A 15,544-nucleotide genomic window follows, 5' to 3' on the forward strand; every position below is an offset into this window, starting at 1 on the left:
CTGACCACCTGCGGCATCCGGGCCCGTGGGGCACTGAACCAGTCTCAGGGGGACACGTGACCATCGCTGCGACAGCCGGCGGTACCCGCACCGAGGAGCCGGAGGTCCCCGAGGGGGAGCTGGCTCTGAATGCTCCGCCGGCTATCGAAGAGGGCGAGGGCGTCGGGGGCATCCTGATGAACGCCATCCCCATGCTCGGTGGCCTCGGGTCGATCGTGCTCATCGCGACCATGCAGTCGGGCGCGGGCGGCTCCCCGCCGATCCAGCGCTACATCGCCGCCGGCATGTTCCTCTTCGCCACGCTCGGCTTCATCTTCGTGCAGATCGACCGGCAGCGTAAGCAGAAGCAGAAGCAGGTCGGCGGGCAGCGCACCGACTACCTGCGCTACCTGGCCGGCATCCGGCAGTCGGCGCGCAAGGCCGGTGAGCAGCAGCGCAAGGCGCTGACCTGGCACTATCCCGCGCCGTCCTCGCTGCCCGCGATCGCCGAGGAGCGCAGCCGGCTGTGGGAGCGCTCGAACACCCACAAGCGCTATCTCGACGTCCGCTACGGCGTCGCGCACCAGCCCCTGGCCCTGACCCTGGTGCCGCCCCAGCAGACCCCGATCGACCAGGTCGACCCGGCGTCGGCGAGCGCACTGCACCGGCTGCTGACCGTCCACCGGGTCCAGCCCGACCTGCCGGCGGCGACCAACCTGCGCGGCTTCGACAAGATGGAGATCTGCGGCAACGAGGACCAGGCCCGGGCGCTCGCCCGCGCGCTGATCTGCGGGATGACGGCCTTCCACTCGCCGGAGCAGCTGATCGTCGCCGTGCTCACCTCCGAGCGCAACCTGGCCGAGTGGGACTGGGTCAAGTGGCTCCCGCACGCGCAGAGCGGCCGCGAGGTCGACGCCGTCGGGCCGCGCCGCATGGTGGTCACCAACATCAACGACCTCGGTGCCCTGCTTCCGACCGAGGTCGGCGAGCGTGCCCGCTGGGGCACCGACGACCGGATCCCCTCGCCGCAGGTCGTGGTCATCGTCGACGGCGGCTCCGTCCCGCCGGGCAACCACGTGCTCCCCGACGACGGCATCCAGGGCGTCACCGTCATCGACCTGCCGACCCACTGGGACGAGCTGTTCGACTCCAGCCGGGTGCGATTCCTGATCGACGACGAGGAGCCCGACGAGAACAACACGGTCGCCGGCTACCAGGTGCGCGTACGCATGGACCCGGTCCGCCTGCGGGTGGACCAGATGAGCATGGCCGATGCCGAGGCCTACGCCCGCCGCCTGACCGCGCTCTACACGGTGGCCCCGGAGGGTTCCGACGCGGCCGCCGAGACCCCGCAGGACACCGAGATCGCGGCCCCGAAGGACTACATGGCGCTGCTCGGTCTGGGCGACGTACGCTCCTTCGACCCGGACGTCGCCTGGCGTCCTCGCGCCAACCGCGACCGGCTGCGTGTGCCGGTCGGTGTCGGTGAGGCCGGCCAGCAGATCTACATGGACATCAAGGAGTCGGCCCAGCAGGGTATGGGGCCGCACGGCCTCGTCATCGGCGCGACCGGTTCCGGTAAGTCGGAGTTCCTCCGCACCCTCGTCCTCGGTCTGGTGCTCACCCACCCGCCGGAGGTCCTCAACCTGGTGCTGGTCGACTTCAAGGGTGGTGCGACCTTCGCCGGGATGGCGGGCATGCCGCACGTCTCCGCGGTGATCACCAACCTCGAGGGCGAGCTCACCCTGGTCGACCGTATGCAGGACGCGCTCTCCGGTGAGATGACCCGCCGCCAGGAGCTCCTGCGCGAAGCCGGCAACTTCTCCTCGCTGAAGGACTACGAGAAGGCCCGTACGCAGGACCCCTCGATGGATCCGCTGCCGTCGCTGTTCATCGTGGTCGACGAGTTCTCCGAGATGCTTTCGGCCAAGCCCGAGTTCATCGACCTGTTCGTCGCGATCGGTCGTCTGGGCCGATCCCTCGGCATCCACCTGCTGCTCGCCTCGCAGCGTCTCGAGGAGGGCCGCCTACGCGGTCTCGACTCCCACCTCTCCTACCGCGTCGGTCTGCGTACGTTCTCCGCGCAGGAGTCGCGGACCGTGCTCGGTGTGCCGGACGCCTACGAGCTCCCGGCGATCCCCGGCCTCGGTTACCTGAAGCCCGACCCGACCAACATGCAGCGGTTCCGGGCTGCGTACGTCTCGGGGCCGCCGGCCGCGGGGTCACGGGTCCGCCGCGACGAGGGCGGCAAGCTGCAGGGCATCTACCCGTTCTCGATCGCCGAGGTGAAGCAGCTGGCGATGCCGGTCGAGGAGGACGAGCGTCCGGCCACCCCGGTCGTGGGCGCGGACGGCGTCGAGAAGTCGATGCTCGACATCGCCGTCGACCGGATGACCGGCCACGGCGCCCCGGCCCACCAGGTCTGGCTGCCGCCGCTCGACATCCCCGACACGCTCGACACGCTGATGCCCGACCTGACCACCTCGCCCGAGCTCGGTCTGCACTCGCCGGCCTGGAAGCGGCTCGGTGGACTGGTGGTGCCGCTCGGCATCGTCGACAAGCCGCGTGAGCAGCTGCGCGACACGCTCACGGTCGACCTGCGCGGGGCCGCCGGTCACGTCGCGGTCATCGGTGCGCCCCGCACCGGTAAGTCGACCACGCTCCGCACCATCGTCACCTCGATGTCGCTGACCATGACGCCGCAGGAGGTGCAGTTCTTCGTCCTCGACTTCGGTGGCGGCACGTTCGCACCATTGGCCAAGCTCCCGCACGTCTCCGGTGTCGGCACCCGCTCCGAGCCCGATGTCGTACGCCGCGTCCTGGCCGAGATCTCTGGCATCATCGACCGCCGCGAGGCCTACTTCCGGGCGCAGGGCATCGACTCGATCGAGACCTACCGCACCCGCCGCGCCCGCGGCCAGGCCGACGACGGCTGGGGCGACGTCTTCCTCGTCATCGACGGGTGGGGCACGCTGCGCGCCGACTTCGACGACCTCGAGTACGCCATCCAGGAGATCGCTCCGCGCGGCCTGACCTTCGGTGTCCACATCGTTGCCGCAGCCGGTCGCTGGGCCGAGTTCCGCTCGTCGATGCGCGACGTCTTCGGCACCAAGCTCGAGCTCCGTCTGGGCGACCCGATGGACTCCGAGCTCGACCGCAAGCTCGCCGCCCTGGTGCCGACCGGACGCCCGGGTCGAGGCATCGTGAAGGAGAAGCTCCACTTCCTCAGCGCCCTGCCCCGTATGGACGGCGACGGCTCGGCGGCGACGCTGGGCGATGGCGTCGACGACCTGATCTCCCGGGTCTCCGCGGCCTGGCAGGGTCCTGCCGGACCGAAGCTGCGGCTGCTGCCGGAGCGGATCACGATCGAGCGGATCCGCGAGCAGGCCGGGGTCACAACGGAGAAGCCCGGCAAGCGACTCCTTCTCGGCATCAACGAGAAGGAGCTGGCCCCGGTCGGCCTCAACCCCGACACCGAGCCTCACCTGCTCGTCTTCGGCGACGGCCAGTCCGGCAAGTCCTCGATGCTGCGCAGCATCGCCCGCGAGATCATGCGGACGCACACGCCCAAGGAGGCGCAGATCGCGGTGGTCGACTACCGGCGGTCGCTGCTCGGCGAGATCCCCGAGGACTACCTGGTCGGCTACCTCACCTCCGCGACCCAGGCGAACCCGACGCTGAACGACCTGGCGGCGTACCTGACCAAGCGGATCCCGGGCCCGGACGTCACCCCCGAGGAGCTGCGCAGCCGGTCGTGGTGGTCCGGCGCGGAGCTGTTCGTGCTCGTCGACGACTACGACCTCGTCTCGACGCAGCAGGGCTCGCCCCTGGCTCCGTTGCAGCCGCTGATGGCCCAGGCCGGCGACGTCGGCCTCCACGTCATCCTCGCCCGCCGATCGGGCGGTGCCTCGCGCTCCCTCTACGAGTCGGTCATCCAGTCGATGCGCGACCTGGCGATGCCGGGCCTGCTGCTCTCCGGCAACCCGGACGAGGGCCCGCTCATCGGCAACCTGAAGCCGGTCCCGACCCTCCCGGGTCGTGGGCGCCTCGTCACCCGCGACCGCGGCATCGAGGTCATCCAGCTGGCCTGGAGCGAGTCGACGGTGTAGTCCTCGAGCTCTCGAATGAGGAACGGCCCGCGACCTGATCCAGGTCACGGGCCGTTCGTCATTCGTCTGCGGTCAGAGCGTCCCGGTGCCGTTGTTGTTGGACGCCTTGCGCAACGGCGGGTGGGTCTCGTACTCGTCGGCGGCGGGCATCTCCCACGTCTCGGCAGTGAACCCGTCCTTACCGGAGATCAGGACCGACGCCTTGTTGAGGTACTCGTAGTCCCCGTCGCCGGCGCGCAACGGGTTGACCAAGTCGTCCCGACCGTCACCGTTGACGTCGGCGACCGCGGGGATCTGAGACCCGCTGACGGCGTCGTCGTTCTTGACCGGGTCGTCGATGTCCCACGACGGCTCCGGGACGAACTTCTTGCCCTCGGGGTCGTAGGAGTAGACGCGAATGGCCCACTTCTGGTCCACGATCTCCTGGGTGATGAGCTCGTCCTTGCCATCGCCATCGACGTCGGCGAAGTTGGACGACCCGGCGACCCGATCACCGTCGGGCCCGGGCACCTCGAGGTCGGTCTTGGTGAGCTTCGAGCCCTGGCTCATCAGCAGGACCACTGCGGCCGGTGAGGCCTCCCTGGCGCCCATGATGACGTCGGCTCGCTTGTCGCCGTCGAAGTCGCCGACGTCGAAGTTGACGTCGAACGTGGCGCCCTGCCAGGGACCGGTGTACCAGTCGGTGCTCTTGCCCCAGGTGTTGTCGGCCATGCTCGGCATGACCGTCACCTGGAACTCGAGGTCCTTGAGTTTTGCCAGGTCGGCGTCCTCCTCGGGCAGCTTGGTCCCGTTGCCGACCGAGATCATGCCGATGTCGTCGCGGCCGTCGCCGTTGAAGTCGGCGCAGAACATGGCCAGGCGCTTGCCGGACGCCGGCACCTGGATGGCGCCGTCGGGTTGGTTCTTGGCGTTGGAGTCGACGTTGAACGAGGATCCGATGCCGGAGACCTGCACCACGTCGACCCGTCCGTCGGCGTCCACGTCGCCAAGCAGATTGCCGAACTTGAGGCCCTTGGTGGTGCCGGCCTCGAAACCCTTGCCGGTGGAGGCGAAGAGGGTCGCGGCGTTGCTGTCCCAGTTGTAGTTGACGTCACCGAACGGCGCACCGAGCACCAGGTCGCCCAACCGGTCCCCGTCGATGTCTCCGCTCACCGCCGGTTTGGGCTTCGCGGGAGTGTTCTCCGTGGTCGCGAGGGTGACACCCACCGCGGTGCCGCCCGCAACGACGACCGCGAGTGCCGCCGCGCCGGCGATCCACCACGTGGCCTTGGCACGTTTGAGCGTGACGGTGGCTCCGGACGCGAAGCCCATCTGTCGCCCGGCCATCGCGGCGAAGCGGTCCCGAACCCGGACCGCCTCGTTCGTACGCTGAGCCGGATCCTTGGCGAGGAGACCACGTTCACCGGAGAGCAGGTCATTGGCCTGCAGGGTGAAGTCATCGCGGCCCGGCAGCGTCGGGATCGGCTGTGATCCGTGGGCCATCGCGGTCTCGACGTCGTTCGCCCCGGTGAAGGGAACGGCCCCTGTGACGAGCTCGTAGAACAGGCAGCCCAGCGAGTAGAGGTCGCTCGCCGGAGTGGCCGGCGCACCCATCGCGCGCTCGGGGGCCAGATAGTTCCACGCACCGGAGTGGATCCCGGGCCGGGCGGTCGCGGAGTCGTCGGCGCGCGCCGCCGCGAAGTCGGCAAGGTAGGCGTACGGCGGGGTGTTGCCGTCGCGCAGCAGGATGTTCGACGGTTTCACGTCGCCGTGCACGACGCCGACCTCGGGCGAGTGGATCGCTGCCAGACCATCGGCGATCTGGGCACAGATGTCGGCGGCGAGCGGGCCGGGGAGACGGCCACGGGCCTTCAGTAGCGAGCCGAGGTCGCCGCCGTCGGCGAACTGGGAGACCAGGTAGGGGGCGCCGTCGTTGGTCCGGCCGTTGGTGTAGACGCCCATGATGTGGGGCGAGTCCAGCTTGGCCATCAGCGTGGCCTGCTTGTCGAACCGGGACACGAACTCGGGGTCCCGGGCACTGTGCCCGAGGAGCACCTTGATGGCGACCGCTCGATTGAGGCGGGTGTCGGTGGCCCGGTAGACGACCGCCATCTCGTTGGACGCCACCTGCTGCTCGAGCCGGTAGGGCCCGATCATGCCGGGCGCATCCGCTCCTAGCACGGTCGCCGGCAAAGGTGCCTGCACAGGCGGAGGCGGTGGCGGCGGGGCCTGGGTCGGCGGCAGGGTCGTAGGAGGCGGCGGTGGCTGCGGCGTACTGGAAGGTCCGCTGGGCCGAGCGACCCGAGGCCTGATCGTGGTCTTGTCGGGGTCGTCGACCGGAGGACGCTCGAACGACGGCTGCGGCCCGCGTGGGGCGTTGTCAGGGGTTCCAGTGGAATCGCTCATCCGAGGGTTCCTCCCATCAGGTTGTAGCGGCGTACATCGTCGGGCGACTTCTTCCACGTCGCCATCATGTGACCGGGGAACGTGCCGGTCTTCGAGGCCAGCGCCACGTAGAAGGCGTACGGGCTTTCGCTGGTGTCCTGCGTAACCGCGACGATGTCGGTCCGTCCGTCGCCGTTGACGTCGGCAACGGTCACGGGATACCTGCTGGTGGTCTTGAGGGTGTTGCGGGGCTTGGGAAGCTTCCCGCGGTTGGCGACCGAGAACTGGGTCAGGTCCTCGCTGAACGTGCCGACGGTGATCGACTGGCCCTCACCACGACCGGACTCCGCGGCGACGATCTCATCGCGACCGTCGCCGTTGACGTCACCGGCGACGAACGAGCTGATCGATTGATGCTTGAACGGGAGCGGCTTCGCGGCAGCGACAGACGTCCCCTCTCCCTGGTAGAGGTCCAGGTCCGACGTGCCAGACGTGAGGGTCATGTCCTCCGGACTACCTTCGACCCGATTCAGGACCACCAGATCGGCCTTCTCGTCGCCGGTGAACTCGCCCACCGCGACCTGCTCCACCGGTACGGCCGGATAGGACGCGAAGAGTGTCGGCTCCTCGAACCCTGACCCAGTGCCTCGGTAGACCCAGATCGTGCCGTCCCCGGCCCTTCTCCCCTGCGTGTCGAGATCGGGGTTCGGGTTGCCGAAGTGCGCGCTCATGAACAGGTCGGCGACACCGTCACCGTCGAAGTCGTCGGTGCCGAGGTCGTAGTAGAAGTTCGACCCCGTCATCTTCTTGCCCTGCTCGACGACCCCCGCGGGAGCTTTGATGGATCCCTCCAGATCACCGTGGAACTCGAAGCCCTTCTCGCTTCGCACGAAGGTGACGAGCGTGTTCTTCCCGTCTCCCGCGAAGTCGCCGCAGAGCGGAAATACCTCGCCCCCGTCGTTGTCGGCCGGAAGCGCGGGGTCGTCGTACGTGACCGGCTTCGACGGGGTCAACGTGCGTCCGTCCGACTTCCACGTGACGACATCCACCCCCTCGCCGTCGGGGTTCTGGACGTTGGTGATCACGTCGCCGAACTTGTCCCCGTTCACATCCGCGTACGCAGCGCCCTTGACGGTCGGCACGATGGGCTCGGGTCCGTGGTCGACCCAGGGCTGGGTGATGGCCAGGGCTCCACCGACTCCGAGGGCGGCGACGCCGACCATCGCGGCACCGACCCGGAGCGGAGTGATCTTGGACGGCCGCTGCGCCTCCTCGATCAGGATGGCTTCGCTCTCGGAGGGCGCCCGGACGGCCGCGACCAGGATGGGCGCCGGGTTCGGGTCGGTCATCGACGGCGCGGGCACGAGCTGAGCGGGCGCGGTGATCTCGCGCAGCTTCAGCAGGTCGTCCTTGAAGACCGCCGCGCTCTGGTAGCGGCTCCGTCGGTCCTTCGCCATCGAGAGCTGCAGGATCCGGTTGGCCGCCTTGGTCCAGTCATCGGAGCCGACGAACTGCGGGATCGGCGCGCTCTGGTGGGCCATCGCCACCTGCACGGCCGCACCCGAGTAGGGGATCTTGCCGGTCAGCGTGAACCACAGCATGCAGCCGGCCGCGTAGATGTCTCGTGACGGCTCCGGCGAGATCGGCCGGCCCTGCGCGTCACGCTCGTCGCGGATGTATTCGGGCGCCAGGTAGTTCCACGTGCCGGTGATCCCGCCGACAGGCGAGTCGGTGGACGAGGTCGCGATCCCGAAGTCGCACAGGTACGCGAACGGGTCGAGGGGGCTCGCCGGGTTGCGTACGAGCACGTTCGACGGCTTGACGTCCTGGTGGATGATCCCCGCCTGGTGGGCGTCGTGAAGCGCCCCCGCCACCTGGGCGTTCACCAGGCAGGCCAGGTGCGGCGCCAGCGGTCCGTTGCTGCGTACGAGTCCGGTCACATCACCGCCCTTGATGAACTGGGTGACGATGAACGGGCTGCCCTGCTGCTCGCCGATGTCGTAGATCGCGATGATGTGGGGCGACCTGATCTGCGCCAGGGTCTGCCCCTCGCGGATGAACATGTCGATGAACTGTCGGTCGGCGAGGTGGGCATGCACCATCTTGAGGGCAACTTGCCGTTCGAGCTTGGTGTCGAAGGCGTCATAGACCACGCCCATTCCACCCTCACCAAGAATGCGATCCAGGCGGTAGTGGCCGAACACTGCCCCGGGATGAAGCGTCGTCATGCCCGCACCCTATTCAAGGGTGGAGCAACCCAACCACTCCAATGCGCTAAAAGTCGCCTACTTCTTGGTCGGCGACCATTCGACGATGGTCGAGACCAGCGGCGCGACCTGCCCGGAGCGGGGACGTACGCTGTCGACCTTCTTGTCGATCACCGTCACCGTCGGGTTCATCACGATCGGCACGACGATCGAATCCCGGACCAGTGTCTTCTCGATCTGGACGCGTACGTCGCGAGCCTCATAGGGATCGGCGGTGCGGGCCAGCTCGCTGATGAGGCGGTCGCGCTCGCGGTCGCCGCCACCGGTCGCGTTCTGGCTGCCCTTGCTACCCCACTGCGCCGAGATCTCCTCCGGCGTCTGCGGGACCGGGATCCGGACGAGCGCGGCGTCCCACTTGCTGCCGGAGAGCACCTTGTCGGCCGAGGACACACCACAGTCGGTGGTGCCCCAGCCCTCGTCGTCCACGACGTTCGAGATGGTGTCGTAGGCACCTGAGGCGAACGCGCTCGACTTGTCGTAGGAGATGCACACCTTGGCGCCGCGCGGGGCCGTCGCGTCCTCGGAGGCCTTGAACTTCGTGGAGAACCCGGAGTCCTCGGTCGCGATCTGGTAGCCCTCGCCACCCGGCGGGAAGAGCATGACATCGGTGGCTTCGTACGCCTCGGCCCACTCGCCCGCGCCGCCCTCGGCGATGTCGCCGCGGGGCACCGCCCGCAGGTAGGCCGTGCGGGTGTCCTTGCGCTTGAACAGGCCCCGGTCGGTGCGGAGGATCAGTGCCCACATGGTGCCGTCGTTGGCGTTCGCGACGCCGTAGTCGCGGCGCTCCAGGTCACGCACCTGCTTCCGGTTGGCCTTGGTCGGGGTGACCTGGACGACGTCGACCTTCTCCCCCAGGCTGTCCAGCGCGTCGGCGCTGGCCGGGGTGAGGCGTACCTGCTCGTAGGTCGGCCTGGCCTCGCCCGCGTATTCCGGGTTGGCCTCCAGGTCGACCTCCTGGCCGCTCTCGCCGGCCGAGATCTTCGAGACCCGGTAGGGGCCGCTGGAGAGCAGCGCCTCCTCGGATGCCTTGCCGTTCTCGGCGATCGCGAAGGACGAGGTCCAGGCCTCGGCGATCTTGGTGAGCTTCGCGGTGTCGGACTCCTCGATCGCGGTCTCGACGACCTCCTTGGCCTCGATCGGGTCCTCGATCTTCAGCGCCTTCTGGCCGACGACGTGCGCCGGCACGGCGACGTCCAGGGCCGTACGCCAGTCGACCACCGGCACCACCAGCGGGACCTCGATGGCGCGGGCGCCCTCGTCGACCTCGGGGATGTAGGCGCTCTTGGTCAGACCGGTCGGCACCGCGCCGAAGTCGACCGTGCCGTCCGGGCTTCCCTCCTTCGGAGTGCGGAAGTAACCCGAGGTCGCGGCCCAGGCGAGCATGAGATCCGCGGTGTCGATCGGTACGCCATCGGACCAGGTCGGCTCGGCCAGGTCGTAGCGCACCCTGGCCTGCTCGTCGCCCTCCATGGTGACCTTGCCGAAGGTCTCGTCCATCTCGACGGTGTCGTTGACCAGGGTGCCGAAGGCTCCGCGGGTCAGGGAGGCGATGTCGAGGTTCCCGTCGGTCACGCTCGCCGCGCTCGCCGGGTTGGTGCTCGTCAAGGACTCCGTCCACGCGACGGCGACCTCAGACCCCTCCTCGACCGAGGCCGGAAGATCACCCGAGCAGGCGGTGGCGACCAGCGCCAGACTGGCAACGGAAACGAGTCCCGCGCGACGACGTGCCCCAGGATGCACCTTCAAGTCCCCTCTCCGAGACAACGGACGCCCAGATCCTAACGAGCCTCGGCCGAGACCGCCCACCGACGTAGCCGGTCTCCACCGAGCAGCTTGTCGAGACCTCAGCCGGCGGGGATCTCCACCTGCTCCTTGAACTCGGCGATCGTCTTGTCCGAGCCGATCACCTTCGCGCCGTCGCGGACGTACTCGACGAGGTACGTGTCAGCCTTCTCGTCCACCTCGAAGGCGATCCATCCGGTGTGCTCACCGCCATCGCGCCGCGACACGTCCTCGAACGGCGTACGCTTCGCGGCGGTCAGCTCCGTGGCCACCTCATCGGTGTCGGGCGACCAGAAGTCCGCCCCGTTGTCCCAGGAGATCTCGAAGTTCCCGTCCTGGATGAGGCCGCCGTACTCCTTCCCAGGAGTGACCTTGATCTGGAGCAGCACGATCTCGCCGCCTTCGGCGATGAGCTCAGCCTCCTCCGTCGACTGGAAGTCACGAACCGCGGAGATGACCTCGATCGTGTCGCCCATGTCGGGGTCCTTGAGCGTCTTCCCGATCTTCACCTCGGCCTCGGCGCCGGCAGGAGCCGCGGACGCTGACTCGGAGGCCGGGGCGCTGGACTCGACCTCGACCGCAGCGTCGGCATCGGCCTTGGTGTCCTCGGAGCCGCATCCCGTCAACGCGAGCGCGAGGCCGAGGCTGAGGCCGACGGCGGCCGATCGACAGGTCCGGACGGTGGTGCGAGTGCGCATGGAAAGGGTCCCTTTCAACAGTGAATGTTCCCGAGATCGAGAGGTACGGCGTCACCCTGGCAACCCGAGCCCCTGGTGGTCGCTCTCTACTTCGGCGTGTCGCACGGTGATCTGCACGACATCGCCTGGCCCTCGCCTATTCGCTGTTCTCGGCCAGCCACTCCGGGTTGATCGCCATCGCCGTGACCCTGGTGTCCTTGGTCGGGAAGTCGACGTCCTTCACGCCGACCTCGAGAGCCAGCGACGCCTTCCCCGTGGCCAGGTCGGTGCGCACCAGGCTCAGCTCGGTGAGCTCGGTCCACACTCGATCGCTCCGACGCCTGGTGAAGCGCTCGTGCAGTTCGCTCTCGTTCGTGACCGTGTAGGCGGCATTCGACGCGTACGTCATCACCTCAGCGTTGAGCCCGGCGGTACCTTCCAGATAGCCGACCTCGCGAGCACGAATCGGCGCAGCCTCGGTGGTCGGCAACGGCGCGCTCCACATCGTGTTGTCGACGACCCAGAAGAGCCGTCCGTCCGAGACCGTCACCCGAGCCGGTCCCCCGATGGGCGACGAGTCGTCCTCCGGATAGACGATCTCGTGGTCGACGGCGACCTGCGCCGCAGGCGTTCCCTTGGCCGTGTTCCAGACCCGCACGAGGTGCTGGTCGGCGTCGTTCTCCCACCCTTCGTACACAATGCCGTCGACACAGGGCGACGTCGTGCCCGGGAAGGTCGAGGGCTCCAAGGTGCTCAGGATGTCCGCACCGTCGTGTGGATAGGCCGACGTCAACGCGGCGCGGTTCAGCTGGCTCTCCGGGATGGACCCGCTGTCGTCCTCGAAGGCCTTGGTGTCGGTGCCCCTTCCCGATGAGAACACGCGCTCACCGCACACCGCCGCGGTCGATGTCTGACCGTACGGAGACACCCGCGTCGTCGCCTTGCCGCTGTCTCCGTCGATGTACGTCACGAACGGATCCTTCGACCCGTCCTCGGGGCTGAACCCGATCAACGTCCCCGCCCCGACCGGCACTCGATACCACTCATGTTGCGTCTCGATCTCGTTCCCACCGCTCGTACGCTCGTTCGCGGTCAGGCCCTTCTCATCGATCACGTAATCGTGGCTCCGGTCGGACGTGGTGATCCCATCCTCCGTCCATGAGATCGCGGCGCCTTCGACCCGGCCGAGTTCGATCGCACGCGTCTCCCCCTTCGCGGAGACCAGCACGAGGTAGCTGGAGTCCTCGCCGCCCTCGTGGATCCGCATCGCCAGGACCGCGTCCTCGGTCGCGAAGTCCTTCGGAGGCGGACCGACCTGGCCACATCCGGAGAGCAGAGCCGCCGAAGCCACCGCCATCGCCGCCACACGTCGAGTCAACGCACACATCCCGTCGTCAGTAGAAGAGTCGGGAGGCGCAACAGCGGAAGCCCCCGAGATTCCGAGCGGGGATACGGTACGCGCCCAGCCCCCGCGGCACCGCACCGCCCCAGCACGGCTCTCAGCCCTCGCAGGCACTTGATCCGCTAACGAACCTGCTTGTCGCTCGCATCGAACTCACGCCAGCCCACGTGGCGATACTCGAGCACCCGACGCCACTCCCGCTCATCGAGCCCATCGAGCTCGGACCAGTAGCCCAGGGGCATCTCTCGAAGTCGAATACGGTCGCCTTCGTCGACATCGACGAGACGACGATGGATGAGAACGTCGAGGAGGCGGTCCCGTGCGACGCCGGCCCGCTGTCGCTTGTCCGAGCTTCGTGGCCCGCGCCGCGGTGGCTTCCGGCTCTTTGCCCCACCCTCAGGTCTGGATACCAACTCCAGGACCAGATCGACCAACCCCAGGGTCCCAGCGCCAAGGACCAGGATCGACAGCCACGGCATCGTGGGCAGATCCAAGACCAGCAGCAACACGTACGTCGCCCCTGACGCGATCGCGGTGACCGCGGCCAGCGCAACGCCGAGCACGCTGCGCCGCCGCGTCTGCCACCATACGGACAGCCCTGTGCCGCCTACGAGGATCGCAGCCGCGAAGGCGATCCGCGCCAGCCACAACAATCCCTCCGAGCCCGTCTCCTGACCGCCGGCCAGTGCAACCAGCACCAACCCCACTACCGCCGAACCGAAAAGCGGAACAACGATGAGCGCGAGCAGCCCCATCGCCACAGCGCCGACGGCGTTCAGCAGGAACCGGCCCGGAAGCGGTGGGTAGCTCCGCTCCAACACCGCCGCCTCGGCCTCGCCCCAGCTGAACGGCTGCGAGAACCGCTCCGTACGCGCCCAGCCGTATACCGCCTGTCGAGCCCATTCCTCACGGGCTTCATCGGTCTTGCGCGCCCATTCCATCAGCGCCTTCGGCGCGGCCATCAGTACTCCAACCCGAGATCGATCGATGCTTCGCGACTAGGCCGCCGGCGGCGCCCAGCGAAGCGTCGAGACACATACGTCGAACGCCGTCTTCCAACCGACGAACACCGGGTCGGTCGCCGCCATGTCCACGGGTCGCGCGATCGAAGCCGTCAGTTGCAGGCCACGGCGGTGATTCGACCCAGGGATCGGTGTCACGTACACGATCGAGGTCATGACGATGGAGCCGCCTTCGAGCTCCTTCGTCGACTCCCGTTCGAACCGGATGAATCGCTTGTCACCGAAGAGCGGCTTGGCGTCGTACGTCTGGATCGCATGCGTCACGTAACCATCGAGGCTCTCGCCGTTCGGCGCGCGACGGATGGTGGCGAACATGGAACCCGGAATGTAGACGTCGCCGGTCGGCTGCCCGGTGGCCGCGAAATAGGCGATCACGTTCTGCTGCTTCATGAGCGAGAACGCCTGGTCCATCTGCATCCGAAGATGCGCGTGCAGGTCGGGCCGGTTGGCAGCCATGCAACGCTGCTTCATCTCGGCGTCGATCGCGTCCCGGTCGGAAGCGTCGGGAACGTGGCGCTCCCATCCGTCGAGGAGCTTCAGGTGGAACTGCGGGTCCTTGGTTGCACCCAGCATCTCCCTCAACGAGCCTGCGCCGTTTCCAGACACCTCAAGCCTTTCCTTCGGCACTTGCAGTCAGAGGACTGCGGTCCAGTGCATCAAATTCATCGTAGGACACGATTGAACGCGAGCGGAGCGTGGTCAGCGCTTGACGCCTCGAGGCGAGGAGCACGTCCATTTCGTCCGAGGTCAGCGCGTTGACGTCGACCGCCGGCGGCTTCTCGCGAGAGTAGAGCCGAAACTCCGCGACGATCACCGCGATCCCGAACACCAGCAACAACAGCGGTGCCATCGCGAGGGGAACCCGCGGATATGCATCTGGGTCGCTCATGAGGATCAGGACCAGAAGCAGGACGGTCGAGACCGACACGAAGACCGAGAACCCGAACAGGGATCGGTCCCACTGTCGATGAGTCGAGCGAGCCCACGGCACGAAGTGATAGAGCAGGGCAAGGAATCCGAGCGCGCATCCGATGTAGACGCACGGAACCTCGAAACCCGGCGAGAAGTCTTCGGAGAGCTTCCTCGTGCCTCCGCCACTGGCAAAGATCGCCACGGAGAACAGCGGTCCGGCCAGACCGATCAGCGCGACCCAGTACATCAACTTGGCAGCAAGATTCGCCCCACCCGAGCGGCGACGCTTCCTCTCAGCTGACTCCAGTTCGATCTGCGCGTAGTCCAGAACGATTCGGTTCAGCTCGTTGATGTCGAAGCGATCGAAATTGCTGTGCACCGTTGCCCAGTTGCCCGGATCAATCGCTGCCGCCTTAGGCATTGGAAACCTGCTCCCATTCGTCAACTTGGTTTCGTGTGAGACCCGGAACCGGGCGAGCTTCGAAGGGACGCCCCTCCGGATCGAGAAGTGAAAGGCTCGACAGGATGATCGGCATCTGAGCGATCGTGAGCTGGAACGCCAAGGGGACGCCTGACTCCACGATCAACCCCACACCACCGGATTCGCCGCTGAAGGCGTAGACCGCGGTAGACAGATGGAGATCATGTCCGTCGACGCTCTCATCCCGCGATGCGATGCACTTGATACCGGGTCCAACCGCAGCACCGATGCACTCGTCGACGTCGAAGCCAGACTTCTCCCAAGCTTTCACGTCGAGGTCGCCGGCCTCGGCGAGCACGAGTCTGACTCGGCTGGGAATCGGGACCGTCAGCGGCCAGTGGAGCATCGTGACCAGCCTGCCAGGCTCGCCGATGGTAGCGAGGGAGTCGGCCAGTATGCGGCGAACGTCCTCGTCAGACCGCTGGCTCGCGTCCTCGCCGAACCACTCTCGGACTCGGGCACACTCGCTCGACACCCACGCGTCGGCGTCCTGCCCCAAGTCACTGGGGATCAACGTCCATTCGCGTTGCGGGTAGATTCCTTCAGCCC

The 15,544-nt window shown here is 67.6% G+C and carries 10 protein-coding genes; 1 reads left to right on the top strand and 9 read right to left on the bottom strand.

From position 1 onward, the window contains the following. The first annotated feature begins 56 nt into the window (after positions 1 to 56). Positions 57 to 4,088, top strand: coding sequence for a type VII secretion protein EccCa (gene eccCa, locus ABZU72_RS19860; protein WP_355020548.1), 4,032 nt, complete (start codon positions 57 to 59; stop codon positions 4,086 to 4,088). Between the two features lie 72 nt (positions 4,089 to 4,160). Here the strand turns inward: eccCa and ABZU72_RS19865 are convergent, their stop codons facing one another. The 9 genes from ABZU72_RS19865 to ABZU72_RS19905 all read right to left on the bottom strand — a co-directional run bounded on the left by ABZU72_RS19865 (position 4,161) and on the right by ABZU72_RS19905 (position 15,509). Then, the gene (locus ABZU72_RS19865) at positions 4,161 to 6,224 is read right to left on the bottom strand and encodes a protein kinase (RefSeq protein ID WP_355020549.1); all 2,064 of its coding nucleotides are present in this window, start codon (positions 6,222 to 6,224) and stop codon (positions 4,161 to 4,163) included. A 245-nt stretch (positions 6,225 to 6,469) separates the two neighbouring features. After that, positions 6,470 to 8,680 (bottom strand): protein kinase, encoded by a 2,211-nt coding sequence (locus tag ABZU72_RS19870; RefSeq protein ID WP_355020550.1) that lies wholly within the window; start codon positions 8,678 to 8,680, stop codon positions 6,470 to 6,472. Between the two features lie 57 nt (positions 8,681 to 8,737). After that, on the bottom strand, positions 8,738 to 10,324 hold the full coding sequence (locus ABZU72_RS19875) for an ABC transporter substrate-binding protein (RefSeq protein ID WP_355020551.1): 1,587 nt from the start codon (positions 10,322 to 10,324) through the stop codon (positions 8,738 to 8,740). Between the two features lie 239 nt (positions 10,325 to 10,563). Continuing rightward, positions 10,564 to 11,199: a transcriptional regulator gene (locus ABZU72_RS19880; RefSeq protein WP_355020552.1), complete on the bottom strand. Its 636-nt coding sequence runs from the start codon at positions 11,197 to 11,199 to the stop codon at positions 10,564 to 10,566. Between the two features lie 136 nt (positions 11,200 to 11,335). Continuing rightward, positions 11,336 to 12,556 (bottom strand): hypothetical protein, encoded by a 1,221-nt coding sequence (locus tag ABZU72_RS19885; RefSeq protein WP_355020553.1) that lies wholly within the window; start codon positions 12,554 to 12,556, stop codon positions 11,336 to 11,338. 146 nt (positions 12,557 to 12,702) lie between these two features. Next, entirely contained in the window at positions 12,703 to 13,542 is an 840-nt protein-coding gene (locus tag ABZU72_RS19890; protein WP_355020554.1) for a hypothetical protein, read from the bottom strand. Positions 13,543 to 13,578: 36 nt separating this feature from the next. Continuing rightward, positions 13,579 to 14,229, bottom strand: a complete 651-nt coding sequence (locus ABZU72_RS19895) for a protein TPRXL (protein ID WP_355020555.1) — start codon at positions 14,227 to 14,229, stop codon at positions 13,579 to 13,581. After that, positions 14,210 to 14,935 (bottom strand): hypothetical protein, encoded by a 726-nt coding sequence (locus ABZU72_RS19900; protein ID WP_355020556.1) that lies wholly within the window; start codon positions 14,933 to 14,935, stop codon positions 14,210 to 14,212. The genes ABZU72_RS19895 and ABZU72_RS19900 overlap by 20 nt, the downstream gene beginning before the upstream one ends. After that, complete coding sequence (locus ABZU72_RS19905) at positions 14,928 to 15,509, bottom strand: hypothetical protein (protein WP_355020557.1); 582 nt, start codon at positions 15,507 to 15,509, stop codon at positions 14,928 to 14,930. Before ABZU72_RS19905 ends, ABZU72_RS19900 begins: the two co-directional genes overlap by 8 nt. Positions 15,510 to 15,544 lie beyond the last annotated feature (35 nt).

It is taken from the genome of Nocardioides sp. NPDC004968 (assembly GCF_040608935.1).
GTDB lineage: Bacteria > Actinomycetota > Actinomycetes > Propionibacteriales > Nocardioidaceae > Nocardioides.